Below are 22,770 nucleotides of genomic sequence, written 5' to 3'. Positions count from 1 at the left end.
CGTCAGGAATGGTGAAGTTTTGCCATAGCGATTTTTAAAATGATGTTTTTGGTCAATTGATGTAAGGATTTTTAGCCTGATTCTGATATTTTTGGCACATGCGCTTAAAAATCATGCAAATATTGAAATTTTTTGTGACATTTAATATAAAAAGTGCCTGCTTTAAACGGTAAAACAGGCACTTATCGAAACCATAACCACTTAACTGTCCGAGATTTTTAAACCCGATAGCCATGAACGTAATGAAGCAGGTTTCAGTGGTTTTTTCAGCAGCACAATATTCAGTTCCTTAAGCTGTTGTGGCAGTTCAGGATCAGAATCCGCAGTGATCAAGGCAACCGGTACATTTGGCTTACGATTATCTACGATAAAGTCCAGACCGCGTTGGTCATGATTCAAATGCTGATCCACCAGCCAGACCTGAATATTTTCCTGTTCAATCATCTCCTGTGCCTGTTCAGGCTCTGTAGCTTTAAATACCTGATATCCCCATTTGGTCAGCAAGGTCGACATGCCTTCCAGAATGGTTTCATCATTGTCCAGACACAGCACTTTAAAGGCTTTGGACTTCAACGGTACTGCCTGCACTGGAGCCGCCACGACTTTTGGTGCCTCAGTGAGCGGTACTTCAATCATGAAGCAGGAGCCTTTGCCATATTCAGAGTAGACGTGTACCGGATAGTCCAGCATGCTGGTCATACGCTGCACAATCGCCAGACCCAGCCCCAAACCTTGTTCACCCCACGGAGAGGTATGACCACAGCGCTCAAATTCCTGGAACAGCTTGATCCGCTGTTCTTCGGCAATACCCGGTCCGGTATCCCATACGCCAATACGGATATGATTCGGTTTGCTGCTGGAACGCAGTACACCCACAATCACTTTGCCGCTGGCGGTATAACGGAGCGCATTGCTGACAAAGTTCTGGATAATCCGGCGAATCCATTGTGGATCAGTATCAATCCAGAACTGTGCATCATGCACACTGAATTTGATGCCACGCTGTGCTGCAATCGACTTGAATTGCAATTCCAGATCACTGAGCAGATCATGCAATGGATAGGCTTGACGCTTCGGCTGAATCGTTCCACCTTCCAGACGGGCAATATCCAGCAGGGCAGAAAGCATGCTTTCTGCACCATACAAGGCACGGTCCAGCTGCTGTAAGGTCTTGCGATCTTCTTCGCTTTGCACACTTTGTTCCAGTGCCGTACTGAACAGACGTGCTGCATGCATCGGCTGTAACAGGTCATGACTGGCTGCTGCAATAAAGCGGCTTTTGGACATATTCGCCTTGTCTGCCTGTTCACGAGCCAGTTGCTGTTCGGACAAGGCATCCGCAAGCTGCTGGGTACGATCACGCACACGTGCTTCCAGTACGGCTTCATTTTCACGGAAGGCGGTAATATCCGCAAAGGTCGTAACAAAACCACCGCCTTCAATCGGATTGCCACGCATCTGAATCACGCGGCCATCTTTACGGATCCGCTCGAATTCATGTGCACTACCGACCTGCATCCAGTGAATCCGTTTACGCACATGTTCTTCGACCGAACCCGGCCCACATTCACCGCGCTCGGCGTTATAACGAATCAGGTCAGCGATCGGGCAGCCAACATAGACAATATCTTTTGGATAATCAAACAGCTTCAGATACTGGTTGTTCCAGGCCACCAGACACATGTTTTCATCGACGACACTGACACCTTGGGTCATATGGTCAATCATGGTCATGATCAGGTTCTGGTTAAAGCGTTGCCACTGGGAAGCTTGGTCAAGAATGTTGGCAACCTGACCAAGAGCCAGACCGTTATTTACCATCGCAGTGGTCAATAAGGTACGCGCTGAGGCAGCACCGATCGTGCCAGCCAGATATTGCTCGGTAAAGCGCCACCACATGCCATTGGCACTGCTATTTTCATTCAGCTCGACATTATTCTGGGTACAGAACTGCTTGAATGCACGCGTGGTGGGTTCTTCACCGGTAATGCGTTTGGCCAGCGTAATCAGGTCACCGACTTTTAAACGGGCCACATCCTGATGGGAATAGCTCACTTCAGTAGTTGGGCTCTGTGAAGGCAGGGGTTTGGTTTCATAGTAGAAGAAACTTTCCGCCTGAATCTGCTCTGCCACACTTGGACGGAAGATGCGTGACACCCAAATGTAAAGCAGTAAATTGAGACCGAGTGACCACACTACACCATGAGTCAGGGAATCAAAGGATTCAAAACCCAGTAATGCTTCAGGGCGAAGCCAGTTGAGCGCCAGTGGACCATAATTGAGAAAGTCGTGGCTAAACTGCTGATATGTTTCGGGCAGGCTACGCAGAATGGTCGGGAACAGTAAGGTATAAGCCCACAAAGCAAAACCGGTCAGCAAGCCGGCATAGACACCCTGTTTACTGCCACCCCGCCAGTACAGACCACCAATCAGGGCAGGGGCAAACTGTGCCACCGCACTAAAGGCCAGCAGCCCGAAGATAGAAAGCTGATCAATATCATTAAAGAAGTTGAAGAACAGGAAGCCCATCAGCATTACAGCTAAGATAGAGATGCGTCGGGTAAATTTCAGTACCAGTGGCAGACGTTTGTCATGGCGTGAAATCAGGTTAAAACGCCACAGCGCCGGCATGATCAAGTCATTACTCAGCATGATCGATAGGGCAACGGAAGACACCAATAACATCCCGGTGGATGCCGAAAATCCTCCGAGGAAGGCTAATAGCGTCAGCCAGTCCTGATTATAGCTTAGAGGCAAAGACAGGACTGCTACGTCTGGAATCGCCAGATAATGTGGTGCCGCATGTAGTGCCCAACTGGCAATTGGAATGATCGCGATGGTAGTCAGAATTAGATAAACTGCAAACCAGCGGCGGGCGCCACGGATATGCTTTTCATCGCGTAGTTCGACCACGGCCACGTGGAACTGACGCGGCAAACAGATAATCGCCAATGCCGCGAGTAGGGTTTGTACCCAGAAACTTTCTGGTACGCCAAACAGCTGCACTTCATGGAAGGTGGTTTTGATATCACCCGTAATCTGCGACAAATTTTCTGGTGCAGCAAACATGAAGAAACCAGCAACTGCCAGTAATGCAAACAGCTTAACGAAAGATTCAAAGGCGACTGCCAGCATCAGACCGCCATGCTGTTCGGTATTGGCAATCTGTCGCGTACCGAAAATCATGGCCAGAATAGCCAGAACTCCGGTTAGGAACAGTACACTATTGGTAGTGCTGGCGATTCCCGCTGAAGGCTCCAGAATCACGGATGCACTCAGGGCAATCGCACGCAACTGCAAGGCTAGATAGGGAATAATCGCAATGACTGCCAGAATGGTGACCAGTGAAGCCAGTGGTCCACTTTTACCATAACGTGCCGCGACAAAATCTGCGATTGAGGAAATGGCATGGTGCTGACGTACTCGTCCCAACCGGCGCCAGATGTCATAACCAATCGCGACAAAAAGCAGTGGGCCGAGGTAGATGGGTAGGAAAATAATCCCTTCACGTACTGCAGCACCTGTTGCTCCATAAAAGGTCCAGGAAGAACAGTAGACACCTAAAGTTAAGCTAAACAATAGCATGCGTCCACGAGTGCTGAGACGACTGGCGTGTTTCTCCCCGAAAAATGCACAAACAAAGAGTAATGCGATATAGAGGGTGAGCACCCCTATGATGAGCCAACTGTTCATATTGCCTGAAGTGTACTGAGCATGCGGCTATGATACAGCATCATGAACGCAGGCGTTCAAATTGCTGATTTTTTAACGACCAAAGTCTAAATTACAACCACCTATGAAGCTTGTTAATTTGTACAGGTGATAATTCGAATTAAAAAATGGATGCCTAAGATTGGGCATAGTAAGGAGAATATTTATGGATGAGAGACAAGTAGAACAGATTCTACAAAATCCCAAATTCAAGGAAATGGTCGCTAAAAAAAGTCGTCTTAGCTGGGCACTTACGGCAATCATGTTATTCGTTTATGTCGGCTTCATGCTGTTGGTCGGCTATAACAAAGAATTTTTAATGAGTTCAGTCTCAGGTGGTGTGACGACATGGGGGATTCCATTAGGACTTGGCATTATCGTATTGTCTTTTGTTTTATGTGCTGTTTATTCCTACATTGCCAATAACAAACTTGATCAACTGAACGAAGAAGCAATGCGCGAAGTTGAAGCAATCACTCATGAAAAAGGGCTGCACTAAGATGAAATGGAATTCATTTAAAGCACTTGCGGCATCAACATTATTGATGTCTGGTATGGCAGTTGCAGGACCTGATTTAGGTGCAGCTGAACAACAAGCCACGAATTGGCACGCGATTATCATGTTCGTGATTTTCGTCGGGGCAACACTTTTTATTACCAAGTGGGCTGCAAAGCAAACCACCAATACCAAAGATTTCTATACTGCGGGGGGCGGGATCTCTGGTTTCCAGAATGGTCTGGCAATTGCCGGTGACTATATGTCAGCAGCATCCTTCCTGGGTATTTCCGCAATGGTATTCCTATCTGGTTTCGATGGCTTGCTGTATTCCCTGGGCTTCATGGTGGGTTGGCCGATCGTATTGTTCCTGGTAGCAGAACGTCTGCGTAACCTGGGTAAATATAACCTGTCAGATGTAGTCTCTTTCCGCTTACAGGAAAAACCGGTACGTACTTTGGCTGCATTAAGCTCCTTGGTTGTAGTAGCGTTCTACCTGATTGCACAAATGGTGGGTGCAGGTCAGCTGATCAAGCTTCTATTCGGTCTGAACTATAATATTGCAGTTGTTATTGTCGGTTTACTGATGATGGCTTACGTGATGTTCGGTGGCATGCTGGCAACGACTTGGGTACAGATCATCAAGGCCGTAATGCTGTTATCTGGTGCGACCTTCATGGCTTTCATGGTGATGAAAGGCGTGGGCTTCAGTTTTACCAATATGTTTGAACAGGCGATTGGTGTCTATTCAAAAGTGCATGATCTGAGCTTGGCTGATGCAACCAAAATCATGGGTCCTGGTAGCTTGGCGTCTAACCCGGTTGATGCAATCTCTCTTGGTCTTGCCTTGATGTTTGGTACAGCAGGTCTGCCACATATCCTGATGCGTTTCTTCACAGTAAAAGATGCCAAAGAAGCACGTAAATCGGTGGTCGTGGCGACAGGCTTTATTGGTTATTTCTACCTGTTAACCTTCATCATCGGTTTCGGTGCGATTCTCTATGTATCGAATAACCCGCAATTCCTGGATATTGCAAAAATGGCCATCACTGGCAAACTAGAGCTGGTTGGTGGTAACAACATGGCTGCAGTTCACTTGTCTGATGCTGTTGGCGGTGACTTGTTCATGGGCTTCATCTCGGCAGTAGCATTCGCAACAATTCTTGCGGTAGTTGCTGGTTTGACATTGTCTGGCGCTTCAGCAATCTCACACGACTTGTATGCTAACGTATTTAAGAAAGGTCAAACCACACCTGAATCTGAACTGCGTATGTCTAAAATTGCGACTTTAGGTCTTGCAATCTTTGCCATGATTTTGGGTATCCTGTTCGAGAAGCAAAACGTTGCCTTCATGGTCGGTCTAGCATTCTCTGTGGCTGCATGTGCCAACTTCCCGGTACTGGTTCTGTCGATGTTCTGGAAAGGCTTGACCACTCGTGGTGCGGTGATTGGTGGTATCGTTGGTCTGGTGACTGCGGTGGTACTGATCGTACTGTCTAAAGCAGTTTGGGTAGATACATTGGGTATTTCTGATACACCAATTAATCCATACAATGGTCCTGCATTATTTGCGATGCCTTTATCATTTTTCTTCTGCTGGTTGTTCTCTGTGACAGATAACTCTGCACAAGCACAAGCGGAACGCAAAGCATTCGATGCACAGTTTGTACGTTCACAAACAGGTATTGGTATCTCAGGTGCCTCTGATCACTAAGATGATTCGATCACCTATAAAAAGTCCCGCAAGGGACTTTTTTATTGCCTGCATATACCAATGCTCATAAAGAAATTCATTTTTTTGTTCCTTTAATGCATAGCTGGATTTTTAGATTTTGGCAAAAATAGAAGATCAAGTCTTTTCTATGACATGTTACGAGAAGGACACAGGAGTACAACCAAGCGAATAAGAACAATAACTTATCATATTGCTTAGGTTTCGATATGTGATCGAAATACATTTTTTTATTCAAGTTTTCTTTTTGAGTAATGTATGTGGGACCGATTTGGTCTGATTAATAAAAAGCAAAAATGGAGTGGATATGTCTTCCAGAACCACATCCTGGTATTCCAATGTGAATCCTCGTGTGTTTTTAACAACTGTCATCATCATTGGACTATTTCTTTTAATGGTGGTCCTGGCACCTAATTCGTTTGAACTGATGACGCAGCAACTGAACCAGTGGGTGACGACCTCTTTTAGCTGGTTCTATGTACTCTCTGTTGCAATTTTTCTGATTCTGCTGATTTTTGTTGCATTATCGGACATGGGCAAGATTAAGCTTGGTCCGGACCATAGCACGCCGGATTATAACAATGCCTCCTGGTTTGCCATGCTGTTCACGGCTGGCATGGGCATTGGGCTGATGTTCTTCGGTGTTGCTGAACCGGTAATGCACTATGTCACTCCGCCATCGGGTGAACCTGAAACTATTCAGGCGGCACAGCAGGCCATGCGTGTGACCTTCTTTCACTGGGGACTCCATGCCTGGGCGATCTATACACTGGTCGGATTATCCTTGGCTTATTTTGCCTATCGGCATCAGCTGCCCTTGAAAATACGATCTGCACTTTATCCTTTAATTGGCAAGCGAATTTACGGCCCGATCGGGGATGGTGTCGATATCTTCGCAACGATTGGAACCGTATTTGGTGTCGCCACCACTTTGGGTTTCGGAGTAACACAGATCAATTCTGGTCTGAACTATCTGTTTGGCATTGAGCAAAGTACTGGAGTACAAGTCATCCTGATTATTATTGTCAGTGCGATGGCTTCACTCTCGGTATTTTTTGGTCTGGATAAAGGGATTAAGCGCCTATCCGAACTGAATCTGGTTTTGGCTTTGGGACTATTACTTTTTGTCTTTCTGGCAGGACCGACTATTTATCTGCTGCAAACGACTATTCAAAACGTCGGACAGTATGTGTCTGGTCTATTCAGTATGACCTTTAATCTGTATGCCTATCAGCCTAATGGCTGGATTGGCGGATGGACCATTATGTACTGGGCCTGGTGGATTTCCTGGTCACCATTTGTCGGGATGTTCATTGCCCGGGTATCTCGAGGTCGAACCGTTCGCGAATTTATCGTGGGTGTTTTACTGATTCCAACCGGCTTTACCCTGATCTGGATGGGCTTTATGGGCAATGCTGCGCTTTACAGCATTTTGCATGAAGCGAATATTAACCTGATGCAGGCAGTACAGCGTGACTCATCTGTGGCACTATTTGAATTTCTGCAGGGGATGCCTTTCTCGGCAGTGATGAGTGTAGTCGCCACATTCTTGGTGATGTTATTTTTCGTCACTTCGGCGGACTCTGGTGCACTGGTTACCGATTATCTGACTGCGAAATCTGATCAGTCTCCGACCTGGCAGCGTCTGTTCTGGACAGTGATCATGGCTTTACTGGCAATTGTGCTGTTATATGCAGGTGGCCTGGCTGCACTGCAATCGGCCACCATGTTGAGTGCTTTGCCTTTTACCTTGATCATGTTGGTGATTAGTTGGGGGCTGATCAAAGCACTGCGGCTAGAAGTCACCAAAATGCATGCATTACAAGAAGCCCGAATTACACCACGAGCAATTCATAATCCGCGTAGCTGGCAGCAGCGTTTGGGACTCATCATGCATTATGCTCATAATGAACAGGAAGTGACAGCGTATATCCAGTCGGAAGTCAGACAGGCATTTTTAAGTATTCAGAAAGAGTTTCAACGCCGTCATCATGCCGTCATCATTGATGAAATAGAGCAGGGACTTTGTTTACGAGTAGATCATCAGGATGAAGCGAATTTCGTTTATGCAGTGGTTGCACGCCAGATCTTACCGCCAAGTTTTATGCCCTCTCAGGATGAAGATGCAGGACAATATTTTCAGGCTGAAGTCTTCCTCAATGAAGGTGGGCAAAACTATGATGTGATGGAATGGACCCGGGAAGATCTTTTGCAGGATATTTTGGATCAGTATGAACGGCATCTACACTTCTTGAGCAGGGTGCGCTAAGTGGTGCTGTCGCTTAATTAACCTAATAAACCGAATAAAAAAGGATGCATATTGTGTCCTTTTTTATTCGGTTTATCTTAAAATTTTATAACGATATAATCCCTTAACTTATTTATAAATAATAGATATCTTTCATAAGTCAAAAAGTGATCATCATCTTCATATTTAATGAATTTTGAAAGTTCCTTCTCCCTCTGGGAGAAGGTTAGGATGAGGGAGTTTCTTTTTAATGATTAAAAAATGATTTATGGAAGAGCCTTTATAAAAAATTCATTTATTCTTTAATAAAAGTATAGATGATTAGCTCTTAAAAGGATGAAGTAAAAACCTATATTAATAAACTAAAAAATTAGATGTGATTTAACGATTTATATTTTTAAATGAATACATCATTTTGATACAAAGCACTGCTCTGCATATGACATGATTACATGTTAAGTTTGAGCAGATAACAATAAAACTGCAGATTGTAGTGTCATGAAGAAGAAGGATTAGATGAAGCAAGCTTTGTTAATGTGCTGGACGACCTTTAAGCGCCTGCCTTCCGCATGGCTGCTTTGTCTGCAATTCATCATTCTGATCCTGTCAGTACTGAGCTATGAATACGCACCTTATCGGGCTGCAACTTGGGTACTAGGCGTATTGGTTTTACTGGTGATCGCCCGGGTCATTCGTCAAACTCCCGTATTTACCTTATTGGGATTAAGTTTCGTTGTTGGTGCGCTATTTTTTTCATCATTGGTTTTATTCGGGATGAAACAAGTCTGGGTCTTAATTACCGCCCATGCCTTTGAAGCATGTGCTTATTTTAGTGCATCCTATGGTTTATTGCGTTATATGTTTCATGACCGTTACCTGACCAAAGATGAATTATTTGCGGCAGGCGCAGCCTTTACTTTGATGGCTTGGGGTTTCGCTTTTCTTTATAGTATCTGTCAGTTATTGGTTCCCTATAGTTTTGCTGATCCAGATCTACAAGCTTATCAGCCTTGGTTAGATTTGCTGTTCTTGAGTTTTAGTGTGCAGTCCGCGACAGGATTGGCGGATACCATGCCAGTGAGTCCATTTGCCAGAATGCTCGCCATGATCCAGATGTTCTTTGGCGTGATGTATCTGGCACTGATTGTCTCTCGACTGGTGGGGCTGCAATATATTTCTCATTTACCGCATAGAAAATCAGAGCAAGAAAAAAAGGACACATAAAGTGTCCTTTTTCTATATTCAGAATCTAATCAGAAATTAGAAACGGAATTTAGCATTCAAGCCCACAGTTTGGGTATCTGTTGCAACATCTTGATCCAGATTAGCATTTTTAGTTTCGTAGTTAGCATTAACGTAGCTAGCACCTACAGATACTGCTGGAGTAACGAAGTAGTTTACGTTCGCACCTAAAGCTTTATCTGGAGAACCTGCATAGCTAGATTCCATATAAGAAACGCCAACACTTAGTTTAGGGTTGAGGTAAAGCGTTGTACCTAGGTTATAAGCAGTGTCTTCACCGTAAACTAAACCAGATTCAAAACCGATCGACATATTTGTACCATCGATTGCACCTACGTATTTAGTACGTGCAGTAATTGCATCTTGATCTTCATTGATAGTCATAGTCTCAAGAGCAGCTTTAGCAACACCATTAGAAACGATATTGAAAGCATCAAGAGAAGCTTGGTCAGCAACACTTGTATAACCTACAGCAACCAGGAAATTAGGAATAGGTAATACACCCACTTCTAATGCATAACGGTCACCATTGTCATCTTTTTCACCAGCTTTATTGTCAATAATAGTATGGCTATAAGAAGCGCTTGCATATGCTGGAACAAGTTTAGTTGGAATGTAGGCTTCACCTTTCACACCATAAGTGTGGTATACGGCACGGTCACCAAATTCTTGTCCATCTTCACCGTAGCTATAAGCCGCAGAAACATTAGAAGCTTGGTTTAGGAATGCTGCTTCAGCTAAAGGGCCTTTAGAAGCATCAACATCTTTTAGGTAGTAAGTACCTTGAACAGCACCAGCAAAGTCTTTGTCATTGGCAGTATTGTCAATGTGTTCTGCTTGACCTTGAACTTCAAATTGATACGCTTGAGCACCGGTCATCGCTAATAATAAAGCAGTGGCTAAACCTAGTTTTTTCATGATTATTACCGTTTTTCAAAAGGGAGGTAAAACAGGGGTAATTGTATTGTAACAATTTATTAAGTCAATAAACCTTTTAAAATCATATAAATATGAATTTTCTAATTGTTGTGTTTTTGTAAAGATTGTGAATTTATTATTCAACTGCTTAGTCTTAAAAAAATACTGATAGAACAAATAATTACCTAAAGATAAAGAAACAATATAAAACACGTGAAAATTCACATTTATAATGAGGAGTCTATTGTTTAATTTAATTCAAATGTGCATAAGGATAGGAAAAACCAATTCTACAGGATTAAATCTCTCCATATAAATGATTAAGAATGCCTAGATCACTTATTTAATTGATTCAATAATTCTTTTCTAATTTATTAAATTTATTTTTTATTTAAATTAAATCTGATTTTGTGTAAAAAACACACAAATATCAAATCCAACTAATTTAATATGCTTTACATTTTACATGAAAGTTACGATAATTAATTCATCAAGTTAGATGATGTATTTACTTAAATTCTTTATTTGACCTGATTCTCCACGAATTTTGTGTTTTATCGGCCCAGCTTTCCCCAAGGTTGGGCTTTTTTTTTGCCTGAAACTTAAGTAGAGATGAGTGAAGGGGGATAAAGACTAATCAATAAGTATAAATATTAAACAAATCAAAGTATATTTTAAAAGAAATGAAAGCACCATAATGGTGCATTACCTTTAGTGAGATATTATATAAAAAATGAAATAGGTAAAAAAAACCCCAATTTTCAATGAAAATTGGGGTTTTTTAGCCAAAATTTGCGGGTAAATTAAAATATCTGCTGAGGAAAAATTTAATTCGCCCTAATGCGGTGCATTATGCACTTAATTGTTGCATGTGTAAACAGTAAACAATACGAATTTCAATTTTTTTTGAAACTATTTGATACATCTGCTGGTTATTTGCTGAAATTAAAAATTTTTACTTTAAATATAAGAACATAAATTAAGATCTATATGACTTTTGAGTTCAGTAAAGTTATATAAAAGCATTTAATATAAAGAATTTTTTTCTTTCTGAAGAAATGGATTTTTTGTATAATAATTAACATAAATCAAATACTTTATTATTAGTCTGAGGGCGTACGCTAAGACAATGAATACTCTGCGCTCTGAACAAATCAGTAAACATCTTTATTGCGCAATGTCTGTCATTATTCTATGTCTGCTGTTCATTTGCATTCCTCTCATTGTGAATAGCACTCAAAGTTACCTTAAGGCTGTGCGTACTTCTGACGAATTACATGCCTTGCAAGAAGTTGCCATTCTGGCCAATAAAATTTCCAAGGAAAGAGCCCCTGCCAATAAAGTCCTTTCCAGTACGCCTGAAGAAATTCACCAACGACAACAAGAACTCGAAATTTACCGTAAAGAAGTAGATCAGCAGTTCGAGCATACAGCAAAAGTATTACAGCAAGTGGGCTTCCCGCATTTAAGTCAACGTTTGGAAAGTGCGGTTCGACCAAGTCTGGAGCAGGGACGTTTACACATCGATAGCTATGCAAAAATTCCTTGGGAACAGCGTAATGCTCAAGCACTTGATCAGGCGATTGCTGCAATGTTTAAGGCCTGGGACAGTTGTCGCACTATCCTAAAAGGAGTAGTAATTGCTTCTAATACCACCTCTACCTCACAAAATAATTTTATTTCTCAGATTTTATTTTTATCTGACTTGAGGGATCAGGCAGGGCGTGCCGCCTCTATAATCATGGCTTATGTGACTTTCGACCAACCGATTCCTGCGGCAAACCTGACCCGTGCCATGCAACTCCAATATCGGATCCATTATCTTTGGGATTTAATCGGCACATTGCAGCCGGAAGAGGACAAGACTGAAGAATTCAACCGGTTGCATAATGCTGTCGATACGGTATTTATTCAAAAAGGCTTACCAATCGTTTCAAGTCTGGTGGAAGAGAGCATTCAGCAGGTTCCTTATCATTTGACAGGAACAGAACTCACCAATGCGATGGTTGATAAATTTGCTACCGTTGTTGACCTGCAAAGCTATTTGCTTGAGTACAGTAATCAGGTTGCAGAGCGGGAAAAATCTTCTCATTTGCAGCAATTGCTCTGGACAGTTTTACTTTCATTTGTGTCTTTAGGAGCAGCAATTGCAACGATGATTTTTGCACGTAAAAGTGTATTTCAGCCGCTGATAGAAGCGCGTCAAATTCTGTTTACGCTTTCGGAAAATGGTGATACCAAAGCTTTATCATCGAATGCCCATACTAAATCTGAATCCTTATTTACTGCCATTCAAAGGTTGCAACAGATGTTGCAGCAACGTGATGCCTTAGAATTTAGGCTTAAAAATATTGCTCATTCCGATCCTTTAACCGGACTGGCGAATCGGTTCGCCTTGGAGGAATACACTCGTTTTCTGGAATCACATCCTTCACAGTTTAGTCAGACGTGTTTGATGATTATTGATATTGATCACTTTAAGCAGGTGAACGATCAGCATGGACACATTATCGGAGATGAAGTCATTCAGTTTGTGGCGCAGTGCCTGAAGGACAATGTCCGTACTTCTGATTTACTGGTACGTTATGGCGGGGATGAGTTTCTGGTTCTGATTGAAAATATTGACTTCGATAATGCCCGTAAGATTGCCGATAAGATTCGAAGCGAAGTAGAGGATGCTTATATTTTAAGTGAAAATGGTGATCAGATTCAGGTCTCGGTCAGTGTGGGGGTGGCGATAGGTGCGCAGTCCTGGATCAGCCTGTTTACCAAAGCGGATAAGGCTTTGTTTGTGGCTAAAGGTCAAGGACGTAATGCAGTGGCTGAGGTTTAGTTCATATATTTTTAATGTCTTTTAATTTATATATCCATGTTTTTAAAATGAAAAAACGATGAATAAATCACCGTTTTAGCAAAATCTAATTCTTTAGAATCCGCCCTAACCCTCTTTTAAAAAGAGGGGCTAGGGGAGATTCCTTATTTCAATAACGGCTTTAAGAACCGCGCGGTATGCGAAGTCTTACTCTTTGCCACTTCTTCAGGCGTACCTTCCGCGATAATCATACCACCACCTGAACCACCTTCAGGACCTAAGTCCACGATCCAGTCCGCAGTCTTAATCACATCCAGGTTATGCTCAATCACCACAATGGTATTGCCCTTGTCACGGAGCTGATGCAGGATATCTAGCAATTTGGCAATATCATGGAAATGCAGGCCAGTCGTCGGTTCATCCAGAATATACAGGGTTTGGCCGGTATCACGTTTGGCCAGTTCACGTGCCAGTTTCACCCGCTGTGCTTCACCACCAGAAAGTGTTGTCGCAGACTGACCCAGACGGATATAACCTAAGCCAACCTGATGCAAGGTTTCCAAGCGACGGTGAATCACTGGAATGGCATCGAAGAAATGCATGGCATCTTCAACAGTCATCTCCAGTACATCAGAAATGTTCTTGCCTTTGTAGTTTACTTCCAGCGTTTCACGGTTATAGCGCTTGCCATGACAGGCATCACACGGCACATACATATCCGGCAGGAAGTGCATTGCCACCTTGATCATACCGTCGCCTTCGCAGGCCTCACAGCGACCACCTTTCACGTTAAACGAGAAACGGCCGGCTGCATAACCACGTGCCTTGGCTTCCTGTGTTTGTGAAAACAGTTCACGAATCGGAGTAAACAGACCGGTATAAGTCGCTGGGTTGGAACGTGGTGTACGTCCAATCGGACTCTGATCAATATCTACAACTTTATCCAGGAATTGCAGACCATCGATCGAATCAAATTTCTCTGAGGTTTGAGTGGTCGCACCATTGAGCTGTGTTGCTGCTAGTGGCAACAAGGTGCGGTTAATTAACGTCGATTTACCTGAACCTGATACACCCGTGACACAGGTCATCATCCCTAATGGAATAGTCAGGTCGACATTTTTCAGGTTATGGCCTGCTGCACCCATCAGCCTGATCTGTTCTTCCGGTTTTGGTGGTTGGGTCCGTTTTTTTGGCACTTCAATTTTCAGCTTGCCAGACAGATATTTACCAGTCAGGGAATCTTCATGTTCAGCAAGTTCCTGATAGGTTCCTTCAGCAATCACATGACCGCCATGTACGCCGGCACCTGGACCAATATCAATAATATGATCGGCGGCACGAATCGCATCTTCATCATGTTCAACGACCAATACCGTATTACCAAGATCACGCAGACGTACCAAGGTTTGTAGCAGACGGTCGTTATCACGCTGGTGCAGGCCAATCGAGGGTTCATCCAGCACATACATGACACCCATCAGACCGGCACCGATCTGAGAAGCCAGACGGATACGTTGTGCTTCACCACCAGATAAAGTTTCAGCTGAACGGGACAGACTCAGGTAATTTAAACCAACAGACACCAGGAAGTGCAGACGCTCACGGATTTCCTTAAAAATCTTATCGGCAATTTCACCGCGGGCACCTTCAAGATTCAAACCTTGATAGTAGCTTTCGGCGTCACCAATCGACATGCGGGTAATGTCAGCAATGGTCTTGTCCAGAATTTTGACATTACGTGAAATTTCATTCAGACGTGAACCATCGCAGGCATCACAGGCGGCATTGGACAAGTACTGTGCCAGATCATCACGAACATAATTGCTTTCAGTTTCACGATAACGGCGTTCCAAATGCGGCAGTACACCTTCGAAAGCAATCACACGATTATGACGGCGACCGCGTTCGTCAATATAACTCAGGTCAATCTTTTCACGACCGGTACCATAGAGGAATTTCTTTTTAACATCGGCTTCGAGCTGATTCCACGGCGTATCCAGCGAATAGCCAAAGTGATTGGCGACCTTTTCGATCATGCTGTAATAATATGGACGCTGACGGTCCCAACCCCGGATTGCGCCTTGACTGATACTCAGTTCAGGATTTGGAATCAGTTTATCTGCACTAAAATGGCTACGCGTACCGAGGCCATCACAAACCGGGCAGGCACCAAATGGATTATTGAACGAGAACAGACGTGGTTCCAGTTCTGCCACCGCACGATCACATTTCGGGCAGGAATGTTTGGCTGAGAAAACACGATCTGGTCGTTCGCCTTTCATCCGCGAGACAATGGCAATATCGCCACCCAGACGAAGTGCAGTTTCAAAGCTTTCGGCAATACGGTTACCCAGATCATCACGCACTTTAAAGCGGTCAACCACCACTTCAATGGTATGTTTTTTCTTTTTATCCAGTTCTGGCGGAGGATCAATTTCCATGATCTCGCCATCCACGCGGGCGCGTATAAAACCCTGGCTCTGTAACTGTTCAAATAATGCGGAATATTCCCCCTTACGTTCACGTACGACAGGCGCCAACAGCATCAGGCCAGTACCTTCTTCCAAGCCTTTTACCGCATCCACCATTTCACTCACGGTTTGCGCGACCATCGGCAGGTCATGTTCTGGACAATAAGGTGTACCGACGCGAGCATACAGCAGACGCAGATAGTCATAAATTTCAGTAATAGTCCCCACGGTTGAACGCGGGTTGTGGCTGGTCGACTTCTGCTCGATCGCAATGGCCGGACTTAAGCCTTCTATCGAATCGACTTCCGGTTTTTCCATCTGGGACAGGAACTGGCGTGCATAGGCAGACAATGACTCGACATAACGGCGCTGACCTTCGGCATACAAGGTATCGAATGCCAGTGAGGACTTACCTGAACCAGACAGTCCCGTAATCACCACAAACTTGTCGCGTGGTATATCAAGGTTCACATTTTTAAGGTTATGGGTACGTGCGCCTCGAATACGGATGTGGCTTTGGCTCATGCAATGATCCTAGAATATTCATCAAAAACCCTTATATGATACCGGATGAAAAATGTTCAAGTGCAAATAAAAGTATTTTAAACGTCAAGTTATGTCGGTGATTGGTCAAAAGATCAGTACCAAAGCAATAAGTTAAAAATGTACGAGGTATTTTTTCCGATTAAAATTTTGGCCCTGCTTTTAATAAAAGCATTTGAACATGATTTAAGCTCTGTAAAAAAACACAGAGTGCGTAGAATTGCAGAGCATCGATCCAAGATAAAAATTAAAATTATTTTGTATTATTTAGAATTTTGTAGAAAAAATAAAAAGCCCCGTATTGAACAGGGCTGAATTCAGCTTGTATCAATCCAGACCAGGCCACTGGCGTTGCTCAAATGCGCTGTCCCAGAACAACCATTCCAGACGCGCTGCATGGGTATAGGCTGTATGCATTTTTTCCAGGGTGTCGGCATCGACACGCGCTGCTACGCGATCCACAGTTGCAATCACATTGCGTACAGCAGTATGGAAATCTTCCCCGGCGTAAGTATCAATCCAGGCCTGATAAGGATTATTGGCTGCGGCCTTATCGACAATATCCTTGCCGACTTCTGCATAAATCCAGAAACATGGCAGCAGGGCTGCCAGCACCACCGGATAGCTTTCGGCCCAGGCAGTTGCCTGCAAATAGGAAGTATAGTGATGGCAGGCCAGCGTCAACGGCGTATTTTCGAACTGGGCTTTGCTGATACCGAAATCCTGCATAAAGCCATTATGCAGGCTGCGCTCGACCACAATCGCAATTTTAGCCGCTTCACTAAACTGGATCACATCATCAGCCTCAAAGGCTTTGGCGGCACAGACTGCCAGTGCACGGCCATAGGCCAGCAAATAATGCGCATCCTGAATCACATAATGACTGAAGGCATCACGGTTCAATGTGCCCTGTGCCAGCTGCTGGTTAAAAGGCAGTGCCAAGGTCTTTTGATAAAGTTCGAGGTTACGTTGCCATACGTCTTGAGAGAAACTCATACTGAAATCCTGAGCAGTTGAAGTCAAAGCATGCAGCACTATAGCAAAGATCGACCCGTTGAAAAGATCGACAGATTTGAAAAGCAGAAAATACGCAAAAATGGTTCAGGAAGTGCTTTGGTTTATGCAGCAAAAGTTTCATAATTGAGACAAGTTTTAGTCTTGGTATTTCCCTACAATTAAAGAAATACACTCAATGAAATTTATCTAAGGTCGATTTGTATGTTGAAACATTTTGGTTTCTCAATCGCATTTTCGATCGTGTGCCTTGGTTTGTCTGCTTATTGGGGTTATACCCATGGTCCGGAAGCGGGCCTGCAAACCATGTTCACAGCACTGACCATTACCGCCATTCTGGCGATTATGGAAGTGTCGTTGTCCTTTGATAACGCGGTTGTCAATGCATCTGTCCTGCGTGGCTGGGATCATTTCTGGAAAATGCTATTCCTGACAGTGGGTATTCTGATTGCAGTTTTCGGGATGCGTCTGATCTTCCCGGTGGTCATTGTTGCAGTGACTGCAGACTTGGGCTTTATGGAAGTGGTACGTCTGGCCCTGAATGATCCAAAAGAATATTCAGCGCGTTTGATGGCGCATCATCCTGAAATTGCAGCCTTTGGTGGTGCCTTCCTGTTGATGGTATTCCTGAATTTCTTCCTGGATGAAGAAAAGGATACCCACTGGTTCAGACGAGTAGAACGCCGTTTATCCAACCTGGCCAGTGTTCCGGCGATGTCGGTCTTTATTGCCCTAGTGGCCTTGTTAATCATGGCAGCCAATGTCGATGAAGCCAAGCGTCTGGTCGTGACCATGGCGGGAATCTGGGGCATCGTGATTTATATCGGGGTGCAGGTGCTGAGTCATATGCTCGGTGGTGAACCTGAAGTGGATGAAAATGGCAATGCAGTTCGTCATGATGAAAATGGCGCACCTACTGGCGTGGTGAAAGCTGGTATTGGAGGATTCCTGTATCTGGAAGTCCTGGATGCCTCATTCAGTTTTGATGGCGTGATCGGTGCCTTTGCAATTACCTCGGACGTGGTAATCATCATGCTGGGTCTGGCAATCGGTGCGATCTTTGTCCGTTCAATGACGATTTATCTGGTGGAAAAAGGCACGCTGGATGCCTATATCTATCTGGAACATGGTGCGCATTACGCGATTGGCGCCTTGGCTTTCATTATGATTGCCAGCGGAACCGGCCTGCATGTACCAGAATTGGTGACCGGCCTGATCGGGGTGGCCTTTATTGTCTGGGCCGTGATTGCCTCGATTCAGTACAAGAAACGTCAGGCTTTACATCACTAAGGCCTGTGATCCTGATGCAAAAGCGTAGCTCCGGCTGCGCTTTTTTATTTTTTAGATCAGCATCATCTTTATTTCAAATAAAATTCCTGCATCCATCCCGGCCGAATGTCCTATAATCTTCGCCTGAAGATCCATCAATTGAACTGCCATAATTTATGATGAATGCCCTAGAACGTCGCTCAACCTTTGCGCTTAGCAGCATTTTTGCACTGCGCATGCTGGGGTTGTTTATGATTATCCCTGTATTTTCGGTTGCAGGACAGTCATATGAATATGCTACGCCGGCGCTAATTGGCCTGGCAGTGGGGGTTTATGGTCTGACTCAGGCCATTTTACAGATTCCGTTTAGCCTGATTGCAGACCGTTTTAGTCGCAAACCGCTGGTGGTCATCGGGTTATTGCTATTCGCTCTGGGTGGTGCAATTGCCGCCATGTCGGACACAATCTATGGAGTGATTATTGGGCGTGCCATTGCGGGCGGCGGTGCGGTTTCGGCGGTGGTCATGGCATTGCTTGCCGATGTGACCCGTGAAGAAAACCGCATGAAAGCCATGGCAACCATGGGCATGAGTATCGGCTTATCTTTTGTGGTGGCATTTACCTTAGGCCCTTGGTTAACGGGTCTGGTGGGGATTTCTGGGCTGTTCTGGGTGACTACCGTGATGGGGCTGGCGGCAATTGCGATGCTGCTGATGGTGCCAAAAGTGACCCGTCATCATCGTAATTTTCAGCAGGGGTATCTGATCCAGCTGAAACAAGTCCTAAAAATGGGCGACCTGAATCGTTTGCATGTTTCGGTGTTCAGCCTGCATCTGTTACTCACGGCAATGTTTATCTATGTGCCTTCGCAGCTGATCGAGTTCGCTAATATTCCTTTGGACAGTCATGGCTGGGTATATCTGCCCTTACTCGTAATTAGTCTGTTCTTTGCTTTTCCAAGCATTATTCTGGCGGAAAAATACCGCAAAATGCGTGGTATTTTCCTGACTGCAATTGCGGGAATTATCGTTGGCCTATTGGTACTGATTTTTGGCTTTGAATCGAAATATATCCTGCTCACTGGTTTAGGGATCTTCTTTATTGCCTTCAATGTAATGGAAGCCTTATTACCATCGTGGTTATCCAAGGTTGCGCCAATTCAGTCCAAGGCAACAGCGATGGGCGTGAATGCCAGCAGTCAGTTCCTCGGTGCCTTCTTTGGCGGTACGCTAGGCGGACAACTTTTGTTGCTGAATGACACTTCCATGGGTTGGAGTATTCTGACTGCGGTTGCTATAATTTGGCTGCTCATCAGTTTTGGTCTGGCTCAGCCGCGCTATCTTTCGTCCCTGGTTTTAAGCCTGCCTGAAAATCGACAAACAGATGAATGGACTTCACAGCTTTTATCTATTCATGGTATTGAAGAAGTCGTGGTGATGCCTGAACAGCAAGTGGCCTACGTCAAGGTTGATAAACAGCAGATTAATGATACTGCGCGACAACAATTAACGCACTTGTTGGGTAAAGAGGTAGCCATTTAAGCATAACTCTTATAAAGTAAAATATAGAAACAAATAGGAAGTATAGGTCTCATGCGTGGTGTAAATAAGGTTATTTTAGTAGGTACTTTAGGTCGAGATCCTGAAACAAAAACTTTCCCGAATGGGGGTTCTCTCACTCAATTCTCTATCGCGACCAGTGATTCGTGGACGGATAAGAACACTGGTGAGCGTAAAGAGCAAACAGAATGGCACCGCATTGTGCTGCATAACCGTTTAGGTGAAATTGCACAGCAGTATCTACGTAAAGGTTCTAAAGTCTATATCGAAGGTTCACTACGTACCCGTCAGTGGACAGACCAAAGTGGTCAAGAGCGTTACACCACAGAAATCCGTGGTGAGCAGATGCAAATGCTGGATTCTGGCCGTCCTCAAGGTGAACAGTCAGACAATGGCGGTTTTGCACAGCCACGTTTCAACAATAACCAGGGCGGCTATGGCAATAACAATGCTGGTCAACAAGGTTATAATGCACCACAGCAAGGTGGCTTCAATAATGCACCTGCGGGTGGCAATGGCTATGGCAATAACAACCCAAGCGGTTTTGCGCCAAAATCTGCACCAGCTCCAGTTGCAGCGCCTGCAGCAGACCTGGATGATGACTTACCGTTTTGATTAAAATTTAAAGCAGAAAAGCATCCTTAAAAGCCCGTCATCCGACGGGTTTTTTTAAACACGTTTATTTGTTTTCTTCTTTTTAGGAGATACCCACATTGTGATGAGGGCACGGCATACGGTTTCTTGTGCCATATCCAGAACCTCAACATTAACCTGGTATTCAGCAATTTCATGCCATTCAACATTTAACTTTGCAGGTGTGGCAATGGCTCTTAAATCGGTCGTTGCTTTTTTAAGATATTCGACCTGCATACCTTTTAGAATCCAGGAATGGGTTTTGGGGACGCTGGCATCGGTCATGGTACCTGCTGCCAGTTCAGCCAGATTGCATATGGCAATCGCATGGATTGTATCTAGATGATTGAGTACAGCCGCATGTTTTTTCATGCTCACTTCGCAATAATACGGAGCAAGCGTTTCGAGCAATGGGGAAATACTGCTGAAATAAGGTATTTTTATGCAAAGTAATCTGGAAAATATGTATTTACCACCTGGTTTTTTGTGAAAGGTTTTCCATATTTTTAGAGCCTGGCCCATGATCGCGATCCTGCGTAAGAGGTGAATAATAATAAGATCCTCATACAGAATAATATTCTGTATTTGCAGGACTCACAAGAAAAGTGTTTAAAATAGACAAGTTAATGATTAACGGTGCCGAGCACATTAAGGAGAATGCAAGGTATGGATGTATTGGAAGGGAGTTATCCAGGCGGACGCTTGGCCTTAAAGCGTCAAATTCTGAATTGTGCGCTACAGGAATTTTTACAAAGTGGCATAGCTGCAACGACAATTGAAATGATTCGGGATCGAGCAGAAACCAGTGTTGGCGCAATTTATCATCATTTTCATCACAAGGATGGGATCGTAGCTGCGCTGTATCTAGCCGCTTTAAAGGATCAGTCCAGCCGACGTTTAGATGCCTTATCCCAAGCGAAAAGTGCTGAACAGGGTATTCATGCCATTATCCGAAGTTATATTGATTGGGTCATCAGTTATCCAGACTTTGCCCGTTTTCTCTATGCGGCCCATCATGTGGTACATACCTCAGAACTGCGTCAGGATCTGGAACAGCGTACCAGCCAGCGCAATCAGGATTTAAAGAAATGGCTGGCCCAGCAGTCAGATGCCGCTTGTCTGCAAGCTGTACCACCTGCTTTACTGACCTCTTTAGTAATTGGCGCGACAGAAAGCTATTGCCGTGCCTGGCTGGCAGGTCGAGTCAAGGATTCTCCGCAAAAACATGCATCTGCTTTGGCGCAGTCAGTTTGGGATTCTTTACAGCATTTTTCTCGGTAGAGGTCAGGAGTTAAATTGGAATAAAAGATAATAAGTAAAAAATTAATAGAATTTATGAATCTAAAAAACCGATAGTTTTTATAAAAAGTTACGGTTTTATCTATTATTAGTTTTTGCGTATTCTTAGTTCATCGAATGAATTCCCGCGAACTGATAGGAAAAATCACATGAGTTTAATCAATACTGAAGTTAAGCCATTTAACGCAACTGCTTACCACAATGGTCAATTTGTTGAAGTATCTGAGCAGGACATGAAAGGCAAATGGTCTGTTGTATTCTTTTATCCTGCTGACTTCACTTTTGTTTGTCCAACAGAATTAGGCGATCTTGCTGATCAATATGCTGAATTCCAGAAACTGGGTGTAGAAATCTATGGTGTATCTACGGATACGCATTTCACCCATAAAGCTTGGCATGACACGTCTGACGTGATTGGTAAAATCCAGTATCCAATGATTGGCGATCCAACCTGGACTCTGGCGAAAAACTTTGAAGTGCTGATCGAAGCTGAAGGTCTGGCGGATCGTGGTACTTTCGTGATCGATCCAGACGGTAAAATCCAGATCATTGAAATCAACGCAGGTGGTATCGGTCGTGACGCGCAGGAACTGCTTCGTAAAGTAAAAGCAGCTCAGTACGTACATGCTCATCCAGGTGAAGTATGTCCTGCAAAATGGAAAGAAGGCGAAGCGACTCTTGCTCCTTCAATTGACCTGGTAGGTAAAATCTAATTCAATAAATCTTTATCAAATCTAAAAAATCCAGCCTTCAGCGCTGGATTTTTTTATGGTCATTTGAAAATGAAAGGACAATTAAATCATATAGTCTTGATGACTTTCGG

15 protein-coding genes are annotated in these 22,770 nt (G+C 44.1%); 10 read left to right on the top strand and 5 right to left on the bottom strand.

What is annotated here, in order from left to right; translation table 11 throughout:
* Positions 1–201 precede the first annotated feature (201 nt).
* Positions 202–3,693, bottom strand: coding sequence for a hybrid sensor histidine kinase/response regulator (locus tag FSC11_RS13915; RefSeq protein WP_048882193.1), 3,492 nt, complete (start codon positions 3,691–3,693; stop codon positions 202–204).
* A gap of 184 nt (positions 3,694–3,877) precedes the next feature.
* Between FSC11_RS13915 and FSC11_RS13910 the strand changes: the two genes are divergently transcribed.
* From FSC11_RS13910 to FSC11_RS13895, 4 genes are all read left to right on the top strand, one after another.
* Entirely contained in the window at positions 3,878–4,210 is a 333-nt protein-coding gene (locus tag FSC11_RS13910; protein ID WP_163167510.1) for a DUF485 domain-containing protein, read from the top strand.
* 1 nt (position 4,211) lies between these two features.
* Positions 4,212–5,921, top strand: coding sequence for a cation acetate symporter (locus FSC11_RS13905; protein ID WP_163167508.1), 1,710 nt, complete (start codon positions 4,212–4,214; stop codon positions 5,919–5,921).
* Positions 5,922–6,246: 325 nt separating this feature from the next.
* On the top strand, positions 6,247–8,208 hold the full coding sequence (locus FSC11_RS13900; protein ID WP_005220617.1) for a BCCT family transporter: 1,962 nt from the start codon (positions 6,247–6,249) through the stop codon (positions 8,206–8,208).
* Positions 8,209–8,703: 495 nt separating this feature from the next.
* A complete protein-coding gene (locus FSC11_RS13895) occupies positions 8,704–9,411 on the top strand; it encodes an ion channel (RefSeq protein WP_004813684.1) in 708 nt (235 codons plus the stop codon).
* Positions 9,412–9,447: 36 nt separating this feature from the next.
* Here FSC11_RS13895 and omp33-36 read toward each other — a convergent pair whose 3' ends face one another.
* The gene (gene omp33-36 / locus FSC11_RS13890) at positions 9,448–10,347 is read right to left on the bottom strand and encodes a porin Omp33-36 (protein WP_163167506.1); all 900 of its coding nucleotides are present in this window, start codon (positions 10,345–10,347) and stop codon (positions 9,448–9,450) included.
* Positions 10,348–11,476: 1,129 nt separating this feature from the next.
* On the opposite strand from omp33-36, the gene FSC11_RS13885 reads away from it, so the two are divergent.
* Positions 11,477–13,180, top strand: a complete 1,704-nt coding sequence (locus tag FSC11_RS13885; RefSeq protein WP_005220620.1) for a GGDEF domain-containing protein — start codon at positions 11,477–11,479, stop codon at positions 13,178–13,180.
* Between the two features lie 143 nt (positions 13,181–13,323).
* Here FSC11_RS13885 and uvrA read toward each other — a convergent pair whose 3' ends face one another.
* On the bottom strand, positions 13,324–16,155 hold the full coding sequence (gene uvrA, locus FSC11_RS13880; RefSeq protein ID WP_163167504.1) for an excinuclease ABC subunit UvrA: 2,832 nt from the start codon (positions 16,153–16,155) through the stop codon (positions 13,324–13,326).
* A 345-nt stretch (positions 16,156–16,500) separates the two neighbouring features.
* Positions 16,501–17,169 (bottom strand): thiaminase II, encoded by a 669-nt coding sequence (tenA, locus tag FSC11_RS13875; RefSeq protein ID WP_048882199.1) that lies wholly within the window; start codon positions 17,167–17,169, stop codon positions 16,501–16,503.
* Between the two features lie 222 nt (positions 17,170–17,391).
* Here tenA and FSC11_RS13870 point away from each other — a divergent pair, with 222 nt between their 5' ends.
* From FSC11_RS13870 to ssb, 3 genes are all read left to right on the top strand, one after another.
* On the top strand, positions 17,392–18,477 hold the full coding sequence (locus FSC11_RS13870; RefSeq protein WP_163167502.1) for a DUF475 domain-containing protein: 1,086 nt from the start codon (positions 17,392–17,394) through the stop codon (positions 18,475–18,477).
* A gap of 155 nt (positions 18,478–18,632) precedes the next feature.
* Positions 18,633–19,997 (top strand): MFS transporter, encoded by a 1,365-nt coding sequence (locus tag FSC11_RS13865; protein ID WP_103800195.1) that lies wholly within the window; start codon positions 18,633–18,635, stop codon positions 19,995–19,997.
* A 51-nt stretch (positions 19,998–20,048) separates the two neighbouring features.
* Positions 20,049–20,630, top strand: coding sequence for a single-stranded DNA-binding protein (ssb, locus tag FSC11_RS13860; protein ID WP_071320869.1), 582 nt, complete (start codon positions 20,049–20,051; stop codon positions 20,628–20,630).
* Positions 20,631–20,684: 54 nt separating this feature from the next.
* Here the strand turns inward: ssb and FSC11_RS13855 are convergent, their stop codons facing one another.
* A complete protein-coding gene (locus FSC11_RS13855; RefSeq protein WP_163167500.1) occupies positions 20,685–21,170 on the bottom strand; it encodes a hotdog fold domain-containing protein in 486 nt (161 codons plus the stop codon).
* A 144-nt stretch (positions 21,171–21,314) separates the two neighbouring features.
* Between FSC11_RS13855 and FSC11_RS13850 the strand changes: the two genes are divergently transcribed.
* A complete protein-coding gene (locus FSC11_RS13850) occupies positions 21,315–21,929 on the top strand; it encodes a TetR/AcrR family transcriptional regulator (protein WP_163167498.1) in 615 nt (204 codons plus the stop codon).
* Positions 21,930–22,096: 167 nt separating this feature from the next.
* Positions 22,097–22,660: an alkyl hydroperoxide reductase subunit C gene (ahpC, locus tag FSC11_RS13845; protein WP_048882204.1), complete on the top strand. Its 564-nt coding sequence runs from the start codon at positions 22,097–22,099 to the stop codon at positions 22,658–22,660.
* Positions 22,661–22,770 lie beyond the last annotated feature (110 nt).

The organism is Acinetobacter schindleri (assembly GCF_010918895.1).
GTDB classification, from domain to species: domain Bacteria; phylum Pseudomonadota; class Gammaproteobacteria; order Pseudomonadales; family Moraxellaceae; genus Acinetobacter; species Acinetobacter schindleri.
Note: the sequence above shows the minus strand (reverse complement) of the source record. Positions and strands in the feature narration are given on the sequence as shown.